Source organism: Alphaproteobacteria bacterium, assembly GCA_016722515.1.
Taxonomy (GTDB): domain Bacteria; phylum Pseudomonadota; class Alphaproteobacteria; order Rickettsiales; family JADKJE01; genus JADKJE01.
The window spans coordinates 304,678-328,040 of the sequence record JADKJE010000003.1 but is presented as its reverse complement, the minus strand read 5'-3'; the positions used below and the strand labels follow the sequence as shown (position 1 = coordinate 328,040).

Sequence of the window (23,363 nt, the reverse complement as noted above, 5' to 3'; positions counted from 1 at the left end):
AAAGAGGGTATGTTAGCCATTTAGGTTGGAATGCACAAGGGTAAAATGATGAATCCATCACACGTTATGATTCCACACAGCGAGCTTCTCGTAGCAGTAATCACGCATCGTATAACCGATACCACCGGTTCCAAGGCCCGATTGTTTACCACCTGCAAACGGCATCCCGTCAATCCGGAATGCTGTATGGTCATTGATGAGTACCGTTTGGGCCTGTAGCTGTTCAACCGCTTTTTCAGCATGGGTAACATGCTGGGTGAACAAGGCCGACTGGAATTGAAAACGCGGATGATTCGCTAAACAAATAGCGTCATCTATCTCGTTGAATGAGTTGATGCAAACAACAGGGCCAAATATTTCTTCCTGCATAGCTTTGGTGCTTTCTGGCACATCGGTTAAAATGGTGGATTCATAGCATTGCCGAAGCGTATGACGTTTTCCTCCGAGTAAACACTGGGCTCCCTGCCCTAGGGCTTCCTGAACCCATTGATCGACACGGTCAACATCGCTCGCTCGGATAAGCGGACCGATATCCGTTTGTTCCGCGGTTGGGTCACCAACCTTTAATCCACGTACATGACGGGTAAATAAATCGCAGAAATTGCCATAAAGACTCCGGTGTACATAAACACGCTGGGTTGAAACGCACACCTGCCCTGCATGGTAAAATGCTCCCTTACCAACCATAGGCACGATTGTTTCAAGATTCACATCTGCATCAATAATCAGCGGCGCTGATCCACCATGTTCCAATGAACAGCGTACCCCTGGTGCTAAATTGCTGCGCAATTGCCAGCCTACTCGAGCTGAACCAATAAAGGAGACAAAACTGATACGTGCATCACTGGCTAAGCGCTTGGCATCTTCATTGGTACAAATGATCCATTGGCACCATGCTTCTGGAAGTCCCGCTTGATAGAGCGCTTCAACCAGCGAAAGGCAGCTCAGGGGCGTTTCTAATGCCGGTTTTATCAAAATCGGCGCTCCGACGGCAATCGCTGGGATAACTTGATGGATAATCAGGTTAAGCGGATGGTTGAATGCACTGATGGCCACCACGACTCCGCGGGGCTGAAGAAGCGTATATGCCCTTCTTCCTGTAGAGGCATCAGTTAAACCCATTGGAATTTCGCTTCCCTTGAGATGAAAGAGTTCGTTGATAGCAAGGCGGATACCATTTACCGCCCGAAGGACCTCCACTTTAGCATCTTTTAAGGGCTTCCCACCTTCGTGCGCTATTTGCATTACCAGATGGTCAAGATTCTGTTCAACCCATACTGCCAGTTTTTCTAAAATAGCAATGCGTTGATAAGGCTTAAGATGACAATCCGGATTCTCAAAGACGGTCAGCGCGTCTACCAATTTAGCTTCAATATCCGACCAGTGGTCAAGACGTAGCTCACGCAAAACAGCACCGGTGAATGGTGATTTGACCTCGATTATTCCCATAACGACTTCCCCTACCCCTAAAAGCACGACTCCACCACCACGACGCTACGTTCCTACTACAACATACCATCATCCTCAACCCACTGAAGCTGAATGCCCGACTGGGGAAGGTCGAGGATGATGGTATGTGTGGCAAGTGCCTAGTGACTCGTATCAGCCTGTGCAACTTCCCTTGCACAAAGCTGAGTATCTTTAGATTTAGACGGTGTATGAGATTGGTCGGTGTTTACCACTTCGCAATACTCACCACCTGCTGGTTCCAAACCACCTAGACCATTTGATGATTGTCTCAAGTCGGTATTATTAGGCTCTAAACCGTTGAGGATATCTTCAGGGTTTCCTGTTTCGTTTACACTCAAACGACCGCCGGCTCTTAAGATAACCTGAGCTGTATTCGTACCCTGAGTATCGATACCAGACACGTTACCTTGATAGAAAGCATCATTGGCAGAAGCTAATGGATAGGGTGCAAATGCGTTACCAGCATTGATAATTAAATCACCTGGGGCAATGGCCGCTGTTAAAGCGTAGGTATCCTCAAATTCACCCACAGCTGCTGCGTAGGTTGCAAGAACACCACGATAATTAATATTACCATTTGGTCCCCCTTGCCCTTCACCATTTAAGCCAGCCTCCATCCATACGAAAGCATCAGCACTCGCTCCTAAATTACTGCCAGCATCGGCGGTCGCCCTACTGATAAGGTCACCATCGAAACGGATATCGTTACCAGCATATACGCCAATATACGCTGATGATCTAATGCCTGCGCTAGAACCACCTTCAGAGTAGAATTCTCCACCGATTTGATTGTTAGCCGATACATTGATCAGCCCTTCGACATTGATGTCGTTTTCAGCACTGTAAATGACCGAAGCCGTTACGTCAGAAATGGTTGCCCCCTCACCGGCAAAGACATAATTGGGAGAAACCTCAGCAGAAGCATCGGCATAAGTATCACCAAAAACCGTAAGGTCATGGCCAGCCTCTATGGAAACATCCGCACTCACAATCACCGAAGCGCCGCTGCTGCTAGTAGCTAAATAACCACCGTCGAAATGACCATATGCGTTAGCATGGGTTATGCCATCGATCGTTATATCATTATCGGCGCTCATTGAAATATCCGCTGTAGCAACTAAAGCACTGGCACTACCGCCAGTAACGTTTGCTGAGGCATTGGCTAATGTATCACCACTGATAGTGAGGTTGTTGCCAGCGATAATCTCCAGTGAAGCCGTGGCTTCTGCACCATTGATGTTCGATTTCTGCTGTTGTTGCTCTTCACCAGAATCCTGCAGATTTGCATCAGCAAGCACGGCGATATTGCCATTGATATTCACATCATCTGGCGCTGTAATGAGGCCTGAAGCGTTAGCGACTGCCGATTGGCCATGATCCAACGTATCAGCGTTTGCTTCAATGATGATATCATTGTTGATAAGTACATCACCAGAACCTGATTGACCCGCATTGACATTCAGGCCCGCATCAGCATAAGTAGTGCCATCATTGGTTTCGGCGCTCGCACCCACCGCTAATTCACCATTAACAGTGATGGTATTGGCTGCTGTTATTTCTGTAGACGCCACGGCAGAAGCACCATTGGCTGAACCATAGAAGTTATTATTATCAGCATTGGCAACCGAGCTGACCGCACCATTGAGGATCACATCACCACTGGCCGAAGAGCCTAATCCCGCCTGAATCAACAATTCAGACTGTGCATTGGCATTGCTGGCATAAGCACCTGTATTATCCGCACTTGCCAAGATACTAATATTACCATCCACCTCAATATTGTTAGCCGCTGATAACGCTACACTAGCATTCGCTGACGCTTCCCCCGCAGAATGGCTATTATAATTATCTGCCGAAGCGTTCACCGTTACATCGCCATTCACCTGCAGGTCACCTTCACCTCCAGTTCCTGCATTAACGGCTAAGGACACATCCGCATAGGTGTTACTTCGATTGCCCCCCTCCGAATAACCTTCACCGGTAGAAATAAAGTTGGCGGCATACGAACTAACGTTGATCGAATCAAGATCAACATTGTCTCTTGCTGACAACGTAACCGTTGTTGCCGCATCCGCTGTAGCACCACCTTCATATGAGGCATAATTACCATTATTCACAGCGTAAGCGCTTACATTCAAAGGACCATTGATCGAAAGATCACCGCTTTCAGCTGAGGAATCGGTACCTGCTGTAATCGTCAATGTTGTCGTTGCATCAACATCACTCACAACATAACCAGAGGTTTGCGTTTGTGCGTGGAAGTCGGCACTGCTGTCGAAGTTTACATTGCCGCCGGCTGTGATAGTTGCGATATTGGTTGCAGAGGCTCCCGCTGCATACGCACCATTATTTGCCGCATAACCGATGGTATAAATATCACCAGCAACGTCAATATGTTGACCTGCATTTACTTGCGTATAGTTGATTGATTGGGCATTTCCGGTTAGATAACCATCATTGGTAGCTGACGCTGCCGTAATGAAGTCACCAGCAACCGTCACATTATCAGGAGCTTGGAGGTAGGTAATTGTACCAGCCTGCGACGTTCCCTCATAGACTCCAGTCTGATGAGCTGAAGAAACGATATTGGCACTGCCATCGACCGTGATACTACCAGAGCCTCCCTGACCGGCTAACAGACCAAGTCCTGCACCCGCCTGGGTAAGCGTACCGTAATAGTTACTCGAATCAGCATGGGCTGCGATAGTGACATCACCATCAACTGTGATATCATTCGCAGCCATTGCCAACATACCTGCACCTGCGGTTACCGTACCAACAGAGAAAGCAGATGCTGAAGCATCGGCATTGAGATTGATATTACCGGCAAAGTCTGCACTGCCATTCCCTTCTGAACCAGTTCCTGCTACAGCATACACGAACGTAAGAGCCGTTACATTGTTAACAGCACTGCTGCCATTCCCAGACGCATGGGCCGAACCATCGAGATCGCCATTGACGGTTAGACCATTGGCGGCTTGCAATCCAACTCCTGCGATTGCCATCACATTGCCAAGGGAATCAGCATCGTTGGAAGCATTTGCCGAAATATCGGTATTTCCATTTAAGTTGATGTACCCCGATCCAGACTCACCCGCAGCCATGGCAATCAGCGCATAAGCCGATTCGTTAGCCGCTGAATAAGCGTTTGAATAGGTATCCGCATGAACATTTAAATTACCACTCACATCGACATCATGAGCTGCAAAAATATCAACCGTTGATTTAGAAACGTTGCTATTCGCATAAGTCGCGTTAATATTAGCCTCTGAATTCACATCAATATTGCCTACTATATTCACCGATCCAGAACCTTCGTTGCCAGCAGCAATGGTTAATTTCGATTCAGCTGAAGCAGACGCGTTATAGGCAGAAGCATCAACCCCACTTTGGATGGAAATAGTGCCGTTAACAAACACATCCCTTCCCGCATCGATATCAACCGAGCTAACCGCGTAAGCTGCCGCACCTTCACCTGATGACTGCGCATTAGCTTCGGTGAACATATCACCTGTAAGAGACACATCCCTTCCAGCTTCGATATTCGAAGCTGCCGTGGCATAAGCATTGCCACTACCGCTATTGTCGGCAGATGCACCAATAGTTGTATCGCCTGTAATGATCATATCATGAACCGCATTTGCCGATAATGTAGCACTCGCATTCGCACCGGCTCCGGAGACAGCATTATTATTGGCGGTTGCATCAACATCCACACGTGTCAGATTGATGTCGTCTGCATTGATGTCTACCAAGGCCGTGGCATTTGCCGCACCGTTATAATCATCGTTGTTAGCATACGCATGAACATCGATCGTGTTGCTATAGGTTGCGTCACCACCGGCTAACACGTCTAAGGACGCATTTGTATTGACCGATCCACTCCCTTCAACATCATTTTCAGCAGTAGCATTCACATAGACAGCTCCAGAATCAACCACATCCGAACCAGCACTCAGATTCATCTGGGCTGTTGCATTGGCATTTCCTGATCCAGCATCATTATGAGCATTTGCAACAACGGATGACAGGCCAAAAATGGAAATATCTTCACCGGCAGAAACGTTTTCTTTAGCCGTAGTGGAGACATTGCCAATAGACGCATAATTACTGGCTTCCGCTGTAACCTGATTATCCCAAATCGTAACATCGCTACCTGCATTGATATTGGCAGAGCCAACAGCAACCGCGCTGCCATAGGCAACATTATTATAAGCACTCGTTGCAATGGTGATACTGCTGTCAAACGTGATATCCTCAGAAGCTGAGGCATTTAATTTTGCCGTTGCGCTTGCCGAACCGAAATCGGCATTTGTATGAGCATTGGCACTCACATCCACCGTTCCTGAATCATAGATATCCGATCCAGCATCAAGATTATTGGAAGAAAGCGCGGTTGCATTACCGTAGTATGTCTGGTTATTAACCTCAGATGCCACGTTAGCATCGCCGTTAACCGTAATATCATCGCCTGCACTTGCATCCATTTTAGACACAGCCACAGCATTGCCACTTCCATCAACATTGTTATTGTCACTGGCTTGGATATCATAATTGCTCAAACTAATGTTGCTGCCTGCATCCATATTAGCCGAAGCTATTGCACTACCGGTACCATAGCTGCCATTATGATTGGTATTGGCTGAAATAGTAAGATCACCATCAAACGCCACATCATCACCAGCATTGGCATTTAAATACGCAGTCGCTACGGCATTTCCTGTGTAACCATTAAGTTGCGCACTGGCATGGACATCGACTGAGCCTGAATCATGGATGTTAGAACCAGCATCCAGATTATTCGTAGCAACAGCTGAGGTATTGCCATAAACCGCTGCATTATACGCCGATGCCTCTACAGACGCGTCACCATTGATGGAGATATCGTTTCCAGCATCTATATCCATTTTCGCGCTCGTCATTGCAGAACCACTAAAAGAAGAATTATTGGCACCCGCTGTGACAGAATAATGAGAAAGCGTTGCGCTGCTGCCTGCTTCGATATTCGCCGAAGAAACGGCTCCCGCGTTGCCATACGACCCATTATGAGTGGCATCGGCGGCAACCGTGATTACATTATCAAACGTGATATCATTATTTGCTGTTGCATTTAATTTAGCCGAAGTTGTGACAGATCCATCATAAGAACTATTAGTAACGGTTCCTTCGACATCCACAGTACCAAAATCATAAATAGAGGAACCAGCGTCCAGGTTATTCGATGCGACAGCACTTGCACCACCGTAATAGGCGGTATTATGGGCAACTGCGCTTATATCCGAATCGCCATTGATAGTGATATCATCGCCTGCATTGGCGTTCATTATACCTGTTGCATACGCAGATCCACTACCGCTGGCAGCATTATTAGCATTTGCGTTAAGCATGAAATTAAACAGGTTGATAGTGCTTCCTGCATCAATATTGGCCGAAGCGACAGCCCCTGCATGACCATCTCGTCCTGAATGTGTTCCATAAGCCGAAATCGAAATATCGCCATCAAAGGTCACATCCTCAGCAGCGCTGGCATTCAATGCTGCACTCGCAGAAACGGAACCAGTATCGTTATTATTGGTAGCAGTCGCACTCACATCCACCGTACCCGAATCATGGATATTAGAACCGGCATCAAGGTTGTTAGACGCAACAGCCTCTACATTGCCGTAGGTTGATACATTTGCCGCAAAAGCGGTTACATCCGAGTTACCTGAGATAGTAATGTCAGCACCCGCATCGGCATTCATTTGAGCACTTGCGGTAATATTGCCGCTGCCTGCACTATTATCTTGCGCTCCCGCATCAATCAAATAGTTCAAAAGCGTCATATTGCTGCCAGCTGAGATATTAGCAAAAGCAGACGCGTTGGCAGCCCCGGTACCATGATCGGTAGCTTGCGCGTTGATGACAACGTCTCCATCAACCGTAATATCGTTGGTGGCACTCACATTAAGTGCTGATTGAGCCGTTGCGCCATCCGCAAAATAAACATAATTAACAGCATTGGAGGTCATGTTCACATTAGTAAGATTCACATTATTGCCTGCACTGATATTAACCGTACCGGCGGCTATCGCAGAACCATCACTGCCATCATTGGTTGCCCCTGTTGCCACGGTTAAATCATCAGCAAACAATACATTACGAGAAGCGTTGGCTGAAACTGTTGCATAAGCAAGGCTCATTGATCCATCGTCATTATATGTGCTCGCCGCGACAGAGACCGAACCCGATTGGGCAATATCCCGTCCAGCAGAAAGAGACTGTAAAGCGTTAGCATACGCGCTACCATCAGAAGATTCATTGCTCGCATTGGCATGAATTAACGTTGTGGTAAGCGTAATATCGTTTCCTGCACTGGCGATAAGCCCAGCATGTGCGATTGCATCAGCGCCATTTGAGGAATTATTCTGTGCATCGCCAGTAATAGACACCGCACCCAATGTTATATCATGGGCCGCAGTCAAGGCAGCGCCAGCATTTGCCGAAGCTTTACCATCAGAAGCGCTGTTGTTGGCGTTAGCAGCAATCGTAAGAGCACCGCTAACCGCAATATCATTAGAAGCATTGGCACTTAAATGTGCGTTTGCGACAACATCGCCATCACCACTGTTTGAACTTTGTGCATCAGCGTTTACGCTCACATCGCCTTGGATGTTAATATTTTCATAAGCAAATAAGGTTGTATTAGCCGTCGCATTCGCAAGGTCAACATTTCCACCTGGAACAGTTGTAGCACTGACGGTAAGGCCATTACCCATCGTCAAGGTTCCTAAATCGGTCCAATAAGCACCAGCGGCAATATCTGCCGATGCAAGCGCACTCGCCAAGCCGGTACCACCATTATCAACAACCGAAGTTACCGCAACGCTTTGTTGAAGGTCAACATCATTTGCTGCACTGATATTGAAGGTCGATCTGCCATCGGCATGGTTGCCATTTTGGCTATTAGCGGTTGAAGCAACCACCACGCTATCTTTTACCGTGACCGAACCTTCCGCTGTGCGGCTTTCTTCACCTGCGGTGAGGTCAACATCAGCCAAAGCACGGGCAGAAAGACCGCCATTTGCCGTAGCAGAAATGTTTATTGGGGCATTTGTAGAATCGAGTATTATGTTATTAACCGCCGTCAGACTAGCTTGAGCATCAGCCTCTACAGTAGTAGCCGTCACGTTGGTTGAACTCACACCAGCATTGGCCGACACATTAAAGTTACCACTCAATAGGATATCACCATTCACATTCTGCCAGCCTGCTGCTGCATTTAAATTAGCGTTAGCGACGGCAGAGCCTGCATTTTGAGCCAAATTTTGAGCTGTCGCATCGATATTAATATCATTCGTAACAAACACACCATCAGCTGCGTTCAGATTAACATCCGTATTGGCATTAGCCGTAGTCAGGGTGCTGACACCAGCATCATAGGAAACCGAGGCATCTGAAAGGGCTGTTAATTTTCCTTGAAGGGTCACGCTGCCGAAATACCCAGCAATGATGCGCGTACCGCCTTCAACATCAACATTGGTCTGTGCATTAGCATTACCCGATACAGCATTAGCCAATGACGATACATACGTATCTCCAATCTGTTTTACTTTATCTGGCGCTTTCATTGTGACATCCGAAAGCGCAGTAAAATTGCCATTTGAGCCTGAAGCCAGTAATGGATTGCCGATATCAGAGGTAACATTAATGTTACCGTTAACCGTGATATCCGCTGCTAAACCAACGATGAGAGACTTACCACTTTCAAGCGAAAATTTAGAAGTCGCTGTACCGTTTGCACCATTTACATCACCAGTCGTCTGAACACCGACATTGCCATTAATGGTTATATCCCGATCAGCATCAATATCAACCGATGAAAGCAGGTTAAATACACCAGGACCTGATGTGTTGGTATGGCTTAATGCTACGTTGATATTACCGTTGATGGTAACATCTTTAGCCGAATTGATGACGACCTTAGCATCGGCATTGCCGGCTGAACCAACAGCCTGACCATTCATCATAATGTTTTTAACCGAAATATTTCCCAAGTTCGATGTCGTCAGGAAAATATCGCCTGGATTATATACGCCAACACCACCGGTTTGCAGATTACCAATGTTAATACCATCTGCACGTCCAATAATGGTGATGTTACCTGTTGTGGTAGCGATGGTATCGTTTAAATCGTTAAACGATACACCACCAGCTGGCAAACGAACCCCAGGAATGATCTGTTGTCCCTGGCTTTGCAGGGTAATACTACCTGAACCACCCTGAAGGAGGTTGTCGGCCAAATTTTCTAACGTAATTTGTCTATCCGCGACCAGAGTGACATTGGTTCCAGCTTGAGACAAGGCCTCAATGGTTTGCTCATAGACAGTGCTGACTGTGGCTACGCCCGAACCATTTTTAATGTTGATATTGGTAGGATCAAGTAGGAATGTACCAGCAGCTCCATTGGGTGCAGACGCATTGACTGAACCGGCAAGTATAAAGTCACCACCGCTGACCTCGATAAAACCACCATCACCTTTAGTACTACCACCTTTTGCTTCTAATACAGCGCCAGACGTCAGGTTATTCATGCCATCAGCCTTGGTGATGATCTGACCACCATTGCCATCCACACCACCATTAGCCGTTATTTTAACATCATTTTGGTTGATAGCGCCATTGGAAGCAATCAAAACCTTACCACCGTCGTTGCCTGAACCAAATGAATCAGCATCAATTACACCGTCAAGGTTCACGACACCCGTCACCAGGTCATTTGCTGTTTTAGCACTGATAACAACAGTTCCAGATTGCGCTTTCAACGTACCGGTGTTTTTAACACCCAATCGGCTTGCATTAACTTTCGCTACATCATAGGTAATCAAATTATCACCCCGCAAATCCACGGTAAAATGGCTTGCCGATGCAAGTTCGATATGCCCTAAATTAGCTTGGATATAACCCGTGTTCTCAACATAAGGGGCAGCAAGAACAGCAAACCCACCATTTGAAACCGTAATCGAACCGCGGTTAATGACGTTACCCCCCCGTGTCACTGGCAAAGGTCATTTGACCGGTTGTTTCATCCAGTGATGTGAGTGCTGAGGTGGTAGCAAGCAAGGAACCAACGTTTACCCTGGAATCTTTTCCAAAAACAATACCCGCTTGGTTAATAATGAAAACGCGTCCATTGGCGGTCAAGCTTCCCATCAAAAAGCTTGGAACTCCACCGATGACTTCATTGATTGCTATTGAGCTTGAGTTATTCTGGTTAAAGGTAACTGATTCATCTGTTTGAGTTGAGAAACTGGTCCAATCGATTTTGGCAACTTGCGAACTCTGGTCAATGACCGTGGATTTTCCATCCTGTGTGATCGTGGCGTTACCTGAAACGACCTGCCCTCCTGTTGGAGCAGCCAGTGCCATATTCACGAGGCTCATAGACACGATACCACCCATTAACCACGATGAGCAATAATTAACGACAAATTTTTTGAACTTCCTGATACTCCAACGATGCGACTTATTTGCGGTCTCCGAACGAAGAGTAAGTGATTGATTTGTCATATAAATTAGCCTCTCAATGGGATTGATGGAAATAGACTTTGCGTGTGATACTAGAGCATTTTTTTTCCGCAAACAATCAGTTTCTTAAAATAACTTCACAAGTGGCTAGTATTTATCATAAGATAAGATTTTAATTCTCTGGCCAACGGGCCCATGTGGATATCAAAGTGAGACTTTATGCTTGTAAACGCTATTAATTACAGAGGGATGTTTGCCCTTTATCTAAAAGAAGTGAAACGCTTTCTTAAGGTCTATAACCAAACATTGTTAGCACCCGTCGTTACTTCCCTGCTCTTTTTGGCCGTTTTTTCTCTGGCGCTCGGCCACAATGTCAGTTACGTCAAAGATATCCCCTTTCAGCAATTTGTTGCCCCTGGCCTGATTATGATGGCCATGGTGCAGAATGCTTTTGCCAATTCCAGCTCAACCCTCATTATGGGAAAAGTGATGGGGAATATTATCGACCTGCTCATGCCTCCCTTTAGTTCACTCGAAATTGTGGTTGCTTTAAGTTTGGGTGCGGTAACCCGTGGTTTAATGGTCGGTCTACTCGTTGGTGGCGCCGTTTATTTGTTTATTCCGTTTCAGCTGCACAGCTTTGGGGCACTTCTGTATTATTCGTTCATGGCATCCTTATTACTGGCACTGCTTGGGATGGTCGGCGGTATCATTTCGGAAACATTCGACCAAATGGCCGCCGTGACCAGTTATGTCATTACACCTTTGGCGTTCTTATCGGGAACCTTTTATTCCGTACACCATTTACCTCCCTTTTGGTTCCATGTCAGCCAATATAACCCTTTCTTTTATATGATAGATGGTTTTCGCTATGCGATCACGGGTTATCATGATAGCCCATTAATGAATGGCATGCTGTGCCTGCTGGGATGCTGCGTAGTACTCTGGACAGCCGCACACATCATGATAGCAAAAGGCTATCGGTTGAAGGATTAGTAAAAACATGGTGATAAACGAACAAGGGATTCCTATCAAATTATTTTTAAACCTAGATATTTCCATTGATTTTTCTATGATTTAGCGTTAAAAAAGAGGTATGAATAACCCCCCACAATGGAAGACTGCCTTGATTACTCCCGTACTCCCTGTTTATAAGCGCTCCACGATTACTTTTGACCATGGTAAAGGTCCTTATCTTTACGCAGAAGATGGGAAGCGCTACCTTGATTTTGCGGCAGGTATTGCTGTGAATTCGCTTGGGCATGTGCATCCACATGTAAACAAGGCGCTCAAAGACCAGGCCGATAAAATCTGGCATATTTCGAATGTCTACGCGAATAGCGGCATGGAGAAATTGGCACAACGTGTAGTTGAAAACACCTTTGCAGATTCAGTTTTCTTTTGCAACTCTGGTACTGAAGCCATCGAGTGTGGCATTAAAATGGTACGTAAATATTTTGACCATATTGGCCAACCCGATAGGTACCGGATCATTACCTTTTCAAACGCCTTCCACGGCAGAACGATCGCTGCCATCTCAGCCGCCGCAAAAGAATCACTGACAAAAGGGTATGAGCCTCTTCTTGAAGGGTTTGATAATGTTCCCTTTAATGACCTTGAGGCCGTTAAAGCTGCCATCACCCCACAAACCGCAGCTGTTTTACTGGAGCCCATACAAGGTGAAGGCGGCATTTCGGTTGCGAATCCCGCTTTTATCCAAGGAGTTAAGCAATTATGCCAGGAACATGGCTTGTTATTGTTCCTTGATGAAGTGCAATGTGGCGTAGGTCGTACCGGCAAATTATACGCGTATGATTATCTGGGAGTAACACCGGATATCGTTGCATCTGCAAAAGGTATTGGTAATGGTTTTCCTCTGGGAATGTGCCTTGCAAATGAAAAAGTAGGACAAGCCATGACCCAGGGTTCACACGGCACTACCTATGGTGGTAATCCGTTGGCAATGGCCGTAGGCAATGCAGTCCTGGATGTGATTTTAGAAAAAGGTTTCTTAGACCATGTCCAGCACGTTGGACAATATCTCCACCAAAAACTAGAAGGCTTAGTCAAGCAATTCCCAGAAACCATCAAAGAAGTACGGGGAGTTGGCCTGATTTTAGGACTAAAAGTAGAGCCAGAATGCAGGGAGTTTGCAGAAATACTGCGCCGTGCCGGATTATTAACTGTTCCCGCAGGGGATAATGTTATCCGTATCTTACCGCCACTTATTATTGACGAAAGTCATTGTGATGAAGCGGTGGCTATTTTGGCGAGTGTTTGCACGTCATAGAGTTTTTGCTGTCTTCGTCAATGGGATGCCCGAAACGAGGTTTTAGAGAATTATATTGGCTGTTCCCGCACACGCCTTTATCTTCAGACCTTTTTTTTAGTACTTCCATCCTTTTTTACTATAGACATCTGTGCCTGGTTCATACGCAGCAAATCATGGAATTGCGCTGGTCGCGCAATCAGTGTTGTGCTGGATCTCCAACCTTCTAACGCAGCACTCGCCTTCGGCTCATACTACTTTAGAAGGTTGAAGATGACGGAGTGTGTGGGAATCACAGTATTTACGCTACATGGTCTAAAGATGACGACGGAGTGTGTAGAGCGTCATTCTCACCCTTTTTAAGCAGTATGAGCCGTAGGCGAGTGCTGCTTAAAAAGGGTGGGAATCCAGCACAATACTGATTGCGCGACCAGCGCAATTCCTTCACTTCGGTGCCTGAATCACAGTAATTACGCTACATGGTCTGAAGATGACGGAGTGTGTAGAGCGTCATTCTCACCCTTTTTAAGCAGTATGAGCCGTAGGCGAGTGCTGCTTAAAAAGGGTGGGAATCCAGCACAATACTGATTGCGCGACCAGCGCAATTCCTTCACTTCGGTGCCTGAATCACAGTATTTACGCTACATGGTCTAAAGATGACGACGGAGTGTGTAGAGCGTCATTCTCACCCTTTTTAAGCAGTATGAGCCGTAGGCGAGTGCTGCTTAAAAAGGGTGGGAATCCAGCACAATACTGATTGCGCGACCAGCGCAATTCCTTCACTTCGGTGCCTGAATCACAGTATTTACGCTATATGGTCTAAAGATGACGACGGAGTGTGTAGGGCGTCATTCTCACCCTTTTTAAGCAGTATGAGCCGTAGGCGAGTGCTGCTTAAAAAGGGTGGGAATCCAGCGCAATACTGATTGCGCGACCAGCGCAATTCCTTCACTTCGGTGCCTGAATCACAGTAATGTGGAATAAAGCAGTACTCGCCTTCAGCTCATACTACTTTAGAAGGTTGACGATGACGGAGTTTTTTGGGAAGGAGGCAATATAATGTTTGATTGAGCGAGCGTCACCCTTGGTGTTGCTCTGTACCTGAATTGACTGAATTCTTCATATTTTCTTCCAGCCATTGTAGGACATCTGTATTCAGCCATTCTTTCAATCTATTATAAACTCCCAGATGGTACGCCTTAATCCATCGCTGCTCATGAATCGTTAATAATGATTTTTCAATCAGCCGGCTATCGTAAGGAACCTGGGTTAGTGTTTCAAATCCAAAATATTTAGGTCCGTTCTCATGGTTTAAATCAGAACGCGGAACCACCACGATTAAATTTTCTATACGGATACCATATTCGTCTTGGAGATAAAATCCAGGCTCATTGGATACCACCATTCCCGGCTGTAAAGGCACATTATTCAGTGCCTTACTGATACGCTGCGGTCCTTCATGGACACTTAAATAGCACCCGACTCCATGCCCAGTACCATGATCATAATCAAGGCCTTCTTTCCATAGAAACTGGCGCGCCAGAATATCCAATTGATGACCGCTTGTGCCTTCTGGGAAAACGGCACTGGATAGAGCAATATGGCCTTTGAGCACCAGGGTGTAATGCCGGCGCATCGCCTCTGTGGGGGTGCCTATAGCAATCGTACGGGTAATATCGGTAGTGCCATCCCAATATTGTCCACCAGAATCGATAAGGTAAAGACCATTTCCCTGAATCGGTTTATTTGTTTTTTCGCTAACACGATAATGGACAATAGCACCGTTACCGGCAAAACCGGAGATCGATTCAAAACTTACATCTAAAAAATTGGTTTGCTTTGCCCTTAATTGAAATAAATAATCCGCTGCAGATATTTCTGAAAGAGGCTGTTTTTGAGCAAGCTGTTGATCGACCCAACATAAAAATTGAGTAACAGCCACACCGTCACGAACATGGCTGCTTTGCATCCCTTCTATTTCAACGGTATTTTTACAAGCCTTAGGCAAAACACAGGGATCTGTGATGTTGATAGTCTGAATATGGTGCTTTTTAAATTGGGAAGGAAACCATACGGCAGCATTGGCACTATCAAGACCAATATGTGGGTAGACTTTAGATAAGCCTGAAATAACCTGTTCTAACTGCCGGGAAGGTATAATAGTCACCCCAGGTCCTAGATGAGTAAATACCTCTTCACTCATGCGGTCGGCATCGACAAATAACATCACCTGCCCCTGGCTATCGATTAAGGCATAAGCAAGCACTAAGGGGGTGCATGGAACATCATGGGCACGAATATTCAGTAACCAGCAAATACTTTCTGGAGAGGTCAGCATGAAAGCATCAACACGGTTTTTCTGGAGCATTAAAGCTACGAGTTGCCGTTTAAAGTCGCTGGTTTCACCGGCATATTTATCTGGGTAAGGAACAACCAGAGTTGCGGGAGGCTGAGGGCGATCCTCCCAAATAATATCAATCATATTGTAGCTAACAGGTTCCAGCTGGATACCTTCCTGCACGTAAGGCTTAAGCTGGTTTTCAGTATGCAGCCAGGGATCAAAACCAATTTTCATGTCATTCGTGATAGCACGCTTCAGCCATTGGGCTGGCTTGTCGTTTACGATATTAAAATGGATATAATCTTTTTCAGAAACCTGCTCTTTTGCCTGCAACGTATACCGGCCATCCGTAAAAAAAGCGGCCTGATGTTTTAGGATAATAGCCAATCCCATAGAACCGCTAAAACCAGTTATCCATTCAAGCCTTTTGGCACATGCAGGTGTATACTCACCTTGAAACGCATCATGCGAAGGTACAATAAACCCTTCCAGGTTTTGCTGATTAAGTTGCTCTCGCAAACGGTGAAGACGTTGATGATAGATTGTTCCCATACATTTTAATGATAAGTGAGATTTTTGGTTGGTGCAAGGACGTTATGCCTTTCTTTTGTCCCCTCCTCCTCAAAGAGCCATAGTGACAACGTCTAAGGCAATCTCATAAGTAGCCGTGCTTACTACAGCGTATTACTTAACCTGCAGTAATCCTCAACGCTTAAATTTTCTGCCCGCAGCGTTCCATCAATTCCGGCAGCCTCCAACCAAGCATCGACATTGGCTGAAATTTGTTTAAGCCCGGCTTTAACCATTTTACGGCGTTGGCTAAAGGCCGCTTTGACTACCTTCTCTAAAATAGCCTGATCTACCGCAATAGGTGACGAACGAGGATTTAAGACTAAAATCGACGACATCACCTTAGGCGGTGGAACAAAATTACTGGGATTGACATCAAAGGCAATATAGCATTCGCAGCGCCATTGCGCCAAAACCGAAAGCCTGCCGTAATGTTTGGTGTGAGGTTTGGCAATAAGGCGCTGAGCAACTTCCTTTTGAACCATCAACACCATCGTAGAAATGTTATCTGCGATACCAATCCATTTGGCAATCAACTGGGTTGAGATATTATAAGGCAAATTGGCCACCAGTGCAAAAGGCCGTGCCTTCCCCTCAGTGAGGGCCATTTCATCCGCCACCATTGCATCGCCATGCACAATCTCTAATGGCTCACCCACAATTTCTTTAATTTCCTGTAGCGCTTCAATACAGCGATGATCCTGTTCAATCACAATCAAATGCTTAGCCCCACCAGCAAGTAATGCGCGTGTAAGTCCGCCAGGGCCAGGGCCTATTTCCATCACCGTTATCGTCGATAGATCACCCGCCACTCGTACGATGCGATCGAGGATGTTGAAATCAAATAGAAAATGTTGGCCTAATCCTTTTTCAGGCCAAATCTGATATTTTGTTACGATCTCTCTTAGTGGTGGCAACGAGGCTAAGGATGTCACTAGCAGCCCTACTCTTTAATTTCGATATAGGTCTTACGACGTAAATCGCGCAAATAATGTTTGGCCTTTAATTCAATTTTTTTAAACTGGACCATCTGCCGGATTTTTTCACGCTCAGGTAGTACCTTTTCAGGAAGGCTGCGCTCACAAACCGTAACCACATGCAGGCCAACCGATGTTGTGACAATGTCACCCACTTTACCTACCGGCTGCTCTTCAACCACCGAACGTAATTCAGGATGGATATCATTCAGGCCAATGGTCATGGTATCAACATGTAAACCGTCTATACTGGATTGATCGATTTTTTCATAATTTTCGCACCCCTTCAGTGTTTCCCTCAATTGTCCCAACTGCTCTTTCAGTTGCGGGATTTTGCTCTTATCTTCAGGAATCGGCACAAATAATTGTTTCATGGTGAGCTGGGCATTATCTCCATGCACATTAACGACCTCTTTAGTGCCGTCGAGTTTTACAATAAGGTAGCCATCGGGCGTACGAATGGGATCGGATACTTCACCCTCTTTCAGTTTATGAATTGCACCAACCAGTATTTCATCTAATTGGCTTTCCTGTACCCAGGCTATTTCATCTTCTTTATGTTCAAGTGCGGTTGGCGAAAATTGTCTGGCCATTGCCTGGAAAGACTTACCATCCCTGATTTCCTTGACGATATTGCTGGCAAGCTCTGATATCTTGGTACTGTTCGTTTTATCATCAATGGGCAATAAAATTTGTTCGATACCGACCATCCGTTCACTTTTGCTTAACGTCATTTGTTCCATGACTTCATCTACTTCTGCATCACTAACACGAACTTTAGGCGAAATCGTCTTGCGGACTACTTTTCCCCATAAAATCTCCCCGCGGATTTTATCTTCCAATGTGCTGACTGGAATACCATTATCTTCAAACATCCGTTTAAATGCTTCCGTAGATTGGTGGTTTTGTGCGGAAAGCACCTCAATACCTTTTTCTACTTCGGCATTATCGATGATTATTTTTAAACGTTTGGCTTCCTGCATGTATAATCGTTCATTAATAAGCCCCTGCATAATTTGCGGTAATAAACGCTGTTGCGATTCACGGTCCTGCCCCATGCCAGTAGCGACAACGGCCAATCCCAATCTGTTTTTGACATCCAAGGTTGTAATGATATCATCGCCCACCACAGCCATCACAGCCACTTGTCCAACCAGTGGAGCCGCATTAATCGATTCCTTAGGTAATTCAAGTGATGAGCTGACGCCTTCTTGAACTAACAAATTAGCCAGCGCCGATAATGAATAGGAACAGGTCATGGCTATTAATGCTCCCGAAAATAAAACAGATGTCTTACGAACCACCATAACTTACTCCAAATTCTTCAATGAAATTTTAAATATAATCGAGGTCGAAGGCTCAACGTCACGATCGCGGGTGTATTCTTTATCTAAACGTATAATCATATTGCTGCAAGGGCCTTTATACATAAAACCGGCACTGGTTGAAATCAGTCCGCTTTCTCCAGTCAGATCAAGCCTGCTTTCCGCTATAAAATTCCAATATTTATTAAGCGCTACCTCAAGCATGTCAGAAACCTCATCACGCGTTGTACCGGTAATAAAATCACGCTGCAAATAAAGATATTGCATGTCGAGTTTAACAGGATCTAGATTCAAACCAAGGCCTATTTCATTCCGCTCAAAAGACAAATCATCATGATTCAAACGGAAACGATAGGAAATATCCATCAACTCCTTGGTTGAGAAAGACATTTGTCCAACATAATCCGAATGCGTATCGCCCAGACCGCCGGAAGGGTCAAGGTAATGATCTTCACGCAAACGATAATTCTGTCCCAGCAACATCCCAAGCTCACTACCGCCATAGCTGTGGATTGTACTTCTTATCCCCACATTCGCCCTGGGCCCTGTTTCTACGCGGTCCAAACCAGTATAATGCTGTACGCTGAATAAATTCAGGTCTGACAATTCATAATCCAAACTATCTTCGTTGGATATTTTTTTAGAATTACCTCCGTAGGGGCTAAGGATCATCTGCGCAATAGGTTCAATATAAACACGGCTACTTTCATTATGGCGTACCAGTGGATACGTCCATGTGGCCTCCATTTCCGGCACTACGCGTCCGGCAAATCCATCTAAATTAGGGTTACGCACAGCACGTGGTTCGGTTAAATCGCTTTCATAATACCCGTCTCCGCGGATTGAGGTATCAAGCACGATCTTCTGACCTCCCGATGAAATATAAGGTTGATTATACCCACCTTTAATCGAAATACGGTTGCTGCGTACACCTTCTAAACGCATAAGGGACATGGTATTGGCATCCATGTAAAAACGCGAACCTTTAGAAACGGTATCGCTCTCACGGTGAATATCAATCAACGGCAACACATTGGCAGCCTGTTTAGGATCATCCGTTGCATTAAGCCCCTGGAACGACAGTAACTTAACGGACGTAATATCCCTATCCTCCAGTTTATCGGTATAGAGCTCACTTTTAAGATCATCTTCATTACCCAGATGATAGCGCTTTAAGTAGGTATCATCACTTGAACGTTTGAAGTCAAACCCCCATCGCCACCGGTCTTCCATGGCAAACATTCCCTTTCCTTCCAAATGTCCACGTGACTCACGATCATCCAATTTTACACCATTTACATCCGTTTTATAGGGGTGAGTGTAGCTTCCCTGTAATTCATAATAACCATTATCCGTTAAGTTCCTGAATTCACCGGTTAGCACTGGCCCTTCTTTGCTGGTAGTGATTGGAGCAATAATAGCATCCATATCAGGGCGAATCGACCAAAAATAAGGAACTTTAACCGTTGAACCCAACAATGAATTAAGGCGTACTTCTGGAATCAGGAAACCACTCTTATTCGGCGAATTAGGTAAGGCATGAGAAAAATAGGGCGTATAAAAGGTTGGAATTCCAAACACTTCAAAACGCGCATCATGATAAATAACCCGTTGTTCTTCTTCATCTATCTTCACTTTTTCGGCACGAAACTGCCATTGAGGAGATTGATTTAAACTCGTGTTACATACCGGACACGGCGAATAAACAGCCTTTTCTAATTTAATATTTTTAGCATCTTGCCGTGTTGCTTGTTTGGCAACTAGGAGCGAATTATCTGCAAAACGGGCTTTAAATTGTTGAATAACACCCGTTTTAAATTCATCTTCCAGTTCTAGTTCATTTGAAAAATAAACATCTCCATTAGGTTCCATCAAGCTAACATCGCCCATTGCATAGACTTTATTGACTTTTTGATCATAAACGATGCGTTTTGCTAATAATATCCGTGGCCCTTGAATGACTTCTACCTTGCCATTGGCATATACCATTTGCTGTTCACGATCATACTGAACCTGGTCTGCAATCACATAGGCCGGTGCATTTTTATCGAAAGCAACCGCCTCCATATGCGAACTTTTTTTCGGCTTAGTCGCTCCACTCGCCGACGTTGAAGCATGGGTGTTCGCATGCGCACGCGCGGGCATAGCACCTACCGCAATGAGGAAGGTCAAGCAAAATAGTGTGTTATGGATTTGAATTCCCTTTCTAGGCATCAGCCATCTTCCAAATGCAAAATCATAAAGATTCCAAGAATTCCCGTAATAGCCACTGGAGTCCAAGCGGCCACGATTGGAAGGATCACGCCTGATCCACCTAACGCACCCACTACATCCGACAAAAAATGGATGAGGAATCCCAATAAAATACCGGTTGAAAATAAAATTGCAACCCCCCGTTTTCTAGGAGGATTAAAGGAAAATGCCGCTCCAATATACACAAGGGCACACAGGAAAAAGGGCCGAGAAAGAAGCGAATGCCAATGTACCAAGTGTCGCAACGCCGAAAAACCGGCATCCTTAAGGGTCTGGATAAATCCTTCTAGCTCCCAAAAAGTAATCGTATCCGGAGAGGCAAAACTATCCTGAATATGTGCAAATTTAACGGTGGTGGGAACTTCAAATGTATCATAGCGCTGAGCTGGTATTCCAGGAGATGTAATCAGTACATTTCGTAGTACCCATCTATTGGGTATGAGCGTTGCCATTTTAGCATCATAGCGTTTGATAAAATCATGCTGGTTATTAAACCTAAACAGCGTAATGTCGTAGAGCGCCTTTTTTTCCTGTGAGATACGTAATGCGTAGATCACCGTCTTTCCTTCCGCACCAGGAACAACCTCCTGCAGCCATAACCCCGAAGAAGAGACCGTAAATTCACTGGTTTTCCCTTTCAGATATTTACCTTCAAAACGCTCGTAACGTTTTAACATAATGGCTGAAAGAGGATTCAGCATGGTAACCATCGCCACCCCCATTAAAGCTGCCGTCAGTGCCGATGGCATCAAAAACTGCCAGGCCGAAAAACCCGCAGATCTCATCACGATCAATTCGGAGTTACGGGTAAGGCGTGAATAAGCCATCATGCTGCCTAGCAATATTGTGTAGGGAATCACCAACTGCACTTCATTTGGAAACTTCATCAACAACATGTCGATCACAATTCTCAGCGGTACATCCTTATCGGAGGTTCGTCCCAGCAGATCAACCACGTCAAAAATCATGATAATAGCAATCAACAACCCCAAAATAACGCCAACACATGTCAAAAACTGTTTACAGATATACAGCGAAAGGGTCACCGGTATTTTCATGGGGTTACCTCTGTCTTGTCTTTCTTATCGGTCAATAATGCAAGCCTATTACCATTACCGTGTTTTTGAGTCAGAGTCCGTTCCTTTAAAAGCAACCATAGGAAAACAGCAATCAACCCTATAAAATAAAGATAGGCAGGAATGGCCATCCATACAAAATGCCCGCAAAGATTAATAACCCCCATGCCTGCGGCCACAATTATAACAACGCATATCGACGCTTCCACCAGGCGCTTCCAATTGCCGCGACGATTAAATTCGCCACGGGTTAAGTAATAAAAGCCAGCCAAAGGCAGTATGAGCGAATAAAGCGGCCAGGTTAAACGTTGATGCCCCTCTGCATAAAAATTAGGCCGGTATTTGGGGGCGACATCTTTAGGCCAGAATAATTCGTTGAGGAAACGCTCTTTGGATCTGCGTCCCCGTCCACTATCGTGTTTTTCCATATAAACACGCAAATTGACGGTATAATGATCAAAATAAAGTAAGGATAATCTTCCTTTTTCCAGATTAATATCTTGACGGTTGCCATGGATCAGCTCAAAATGCGGGCCTTGCGCCGTCTGATAAAGCATACCTTCTTTTGCCATCATCGTTACCGGTTTCCCAGGAATCCGGTTATCATGCACCAAGATACCTTTTAACTTGTCGTTATTGCGCTCATCAATATAGACGGTTAAACCGTTGATAGGCGTATTGAAGACCCCCTCTTCCAGCAAAACCGAGGCATAATTATCTTTGATATAATATTGCAGATCTTTAAATTCGCGGTAGGATAGCGGCAAAAGATAAAGTGAAAATGCGTAACCAAGTAATGTAACCACTCCGGCTACCAACAAGACAGGCTTAAGTAAGGCAGCACTACTCAAACCAGCGCTCTGCATCACCACCAATTCGCTATCCATAATTAATTTATAAAAAACGAAAATCACCGAGCAAAAAAGCGCTACTGGCAGGATTACCATCAACAGCGATGGTAACAATAAGCCAGTCATATAGAAAAAAGTCGCCAGGGACACTCCGTGGTTCACAATCATATCCACATAGCGCGAACTCTGCGTTAACCATACAATGCCGGTTAAGGTCAGGGTTATGATCGTCATCGGGACGGCCAAGCTCGAGCAAATATATTTAGCGTACTGCTTCATGGGCATAAATTAACAAGTAACCCAATGGTTATACTGCCTATTGTACGGGGGTGCAAGGGCTCTTTTGACGTCAACCAAAGGCTCGTCGATTTTGATCATGGTTAAACCACACAAATTTCACTTTTAATTTTGTATAATTTTCACATTGATTCTATTTTTTTATATAGTTGCATTTAAATACATTTTTACTTGATTAATTGAGGATTTATCCTTACAATCCACCCCGTAGAAGGGCTCCCAACGCAGGAAACCATTACATTATTACAGTTTTATCAATGACAATGAGCGTTGCGTCAGAAGTGTTGTGCTGGTTTTTTTGCTTTTTTGACGGCCTTTGCCCTGCAATTGCCGTTACATCAACGCGAAGAGAATAGAGTTTGCGGATTGAAACTCCTTTGCAAACCCTATCTTTGGTTTTAAGATAAAGGTGTAAACCACCTCATCT

At 45.2% G+C, this 23,363-nt stretch carries 11 protein-coding genes; 2 read left to right on the top strand and 9 right to left on the bottom strand.

Annotated elements, in window-relative coordinates; genetic code table 11:
• Positions 1-57: 57 nt before the first annotated feature.
• The 3 genes from IPP74_10035 to IPP74_10025 all read right to left on the bottom strand — a co-directional run bounded on the left by IPP74_10035 (position 58) and on the right by IPP74_10025 (position 11,019).
• Positions 58-1,449, bottom strand: a complete 1,392-nt coding sequence (locus IPP74_10035; GenBank protein ID MBL0319606.1) for an aldehyde dehydrogenase family protein — start codon at positions 1,447-1,449, stop codon at positions 58-60.
• Positions 1,450-1,589: 140 nt separating this feature from the next.
• Positions 1,590-10,508, bottom strand: a complete 8,919-nt coding sequence (locus IPP74_10030; GenBank protein MBL0319605.1) for a hypothetical protein — start codon at positions 10,506-10,508, stop codon at positions 1,590-1,592.
• Positions 10,492-11,019, bottom strand: coding sequence for a filamentous hemagglutinin N-terminal domain-containing protein (locus IPP74_10025; GenBank protein ID MBL0319604.1), 528 nt, complete (start codon positions 11,017-11,019; stop codon positions 10,492-10,494). Before IPP74_10025 ends, IPP74_10030 begins: the two co-directional genes overlap by 17 nt.
• Before the next feature lie 177 nt (positions 11,020-11,196).
• On the opposite strand from IPP74_10025, the gene IPP74_10020 reads away from it, so the two are divergent.
• Positions 11,197-11,973 (top strand): ABC transporter permease, encoded by a 777-nt coding sequence (locus IPP74_10020; protein MBL0319603.1) that lies wholly within the window; start codon positions 11,197-11,199, stop codon positions 11,971-11,973.
• 100 nt (positions 11,974-12,073) lie between these two features.
• Positions 12,074-13,267: an aspartate aminotransferase family protein gene (locus IPP74_10015; protein ID MBL0319602.1), complete on the top strand. Its 1,194-nt coding sequence runs from the start codon at positions 12,074-12,076 to the stop codon at positions 13,265-13,267.
• A 1,057-nt stretch (positions 13,268-14,324) separates the two neighbouring features.
• On the opposite strand, the gene IPP74_10010 is transcribed toward IPP74_10015, so the two are convergent.
• The 6 genes from IPP74_10010 to IPP74_09985 all read right to left on the bottom strand — a co-directional run bounded on the left by IPP74_10010 (position 14,325) and on the right by IPP74_09985 (position 22,873).
• Positions 14,325-16,139, bottom strand: a complete 1,815-nt coding sequence (locus IPP74_10010) for an aminopeptidase P family protein (GenBank protein ID MBL0319601.1) — start codon at positions 16,137-16,139, stop codon at positions 14,325-14,327.
• A gap of 122 nt (positions 16,140-16,261) precedes the next feature.
• Complete coding sequence (gene rsmA / locus IPP74_10005) at positions 16,262-17,092, bottom strand: 16S rRNA (adenine(1518)-N(6)/adenine(1519)-N(6))-dimethyltransferase RsmA (GenBank protein ID MBL0319600.1); 831 nt, start codon at positions 17,090-17,092, stop codon at positions 16,262-16,264.
• Between the two features lie 8 nt (positions 17,093-17,100).
• Positions 17,101-18,441 carry a peptidylprolyl isomerase gene (locus IPP74_10000; GenBank protein MBL0319599.1) on the bottom strand — a complete coding sequence of 447 codons (1,341 nt, stop codon included), beginning with the start codon at positions 18,439-18,441 and terminating at the stop codon, positions 17,101-17,103.
• A gap of 3 nt (positions 18,442-18,444) precedes the next feature.
• Positions 18,445-20,673, bottom strand: coding sequence for an LPS-assembly protein LptD (locus tag IPP74_09995; GenBank protein MBL0319598.1), 2,229 nt, complete (start codon positions 20,671-20,673; stop codon positions 18,445-18,447).
• Entirely contained in the window at positions 20,673-21,770 is a 1,098-nt protein-coding gene (gene lptG, locus IPP74_09990; GenBank protein MBL0319597.1) for an LPS export ABC transporter permease LptG, read from the bottom strand. Before lptG ends, IPP74_09995 begins: the two co-directional genes overlap by 1 nt.
• Positions 21,767-22,873 (bottom strand): LptF/LptG family permease, encoded by a 1,107-nt coding sequence (locus tag IPP74_09985; protein ID MBL0319596.1) that lies wholly within the window; start codon positions 22,871-22,873, stop codon positions 21,767-21,769. Before IPP74_09985 ends, lptG begins: the two co-directional genes overlap by 4 nt.
• Positions 22,874-23,363: the final 490 nt, after the last annotated feature.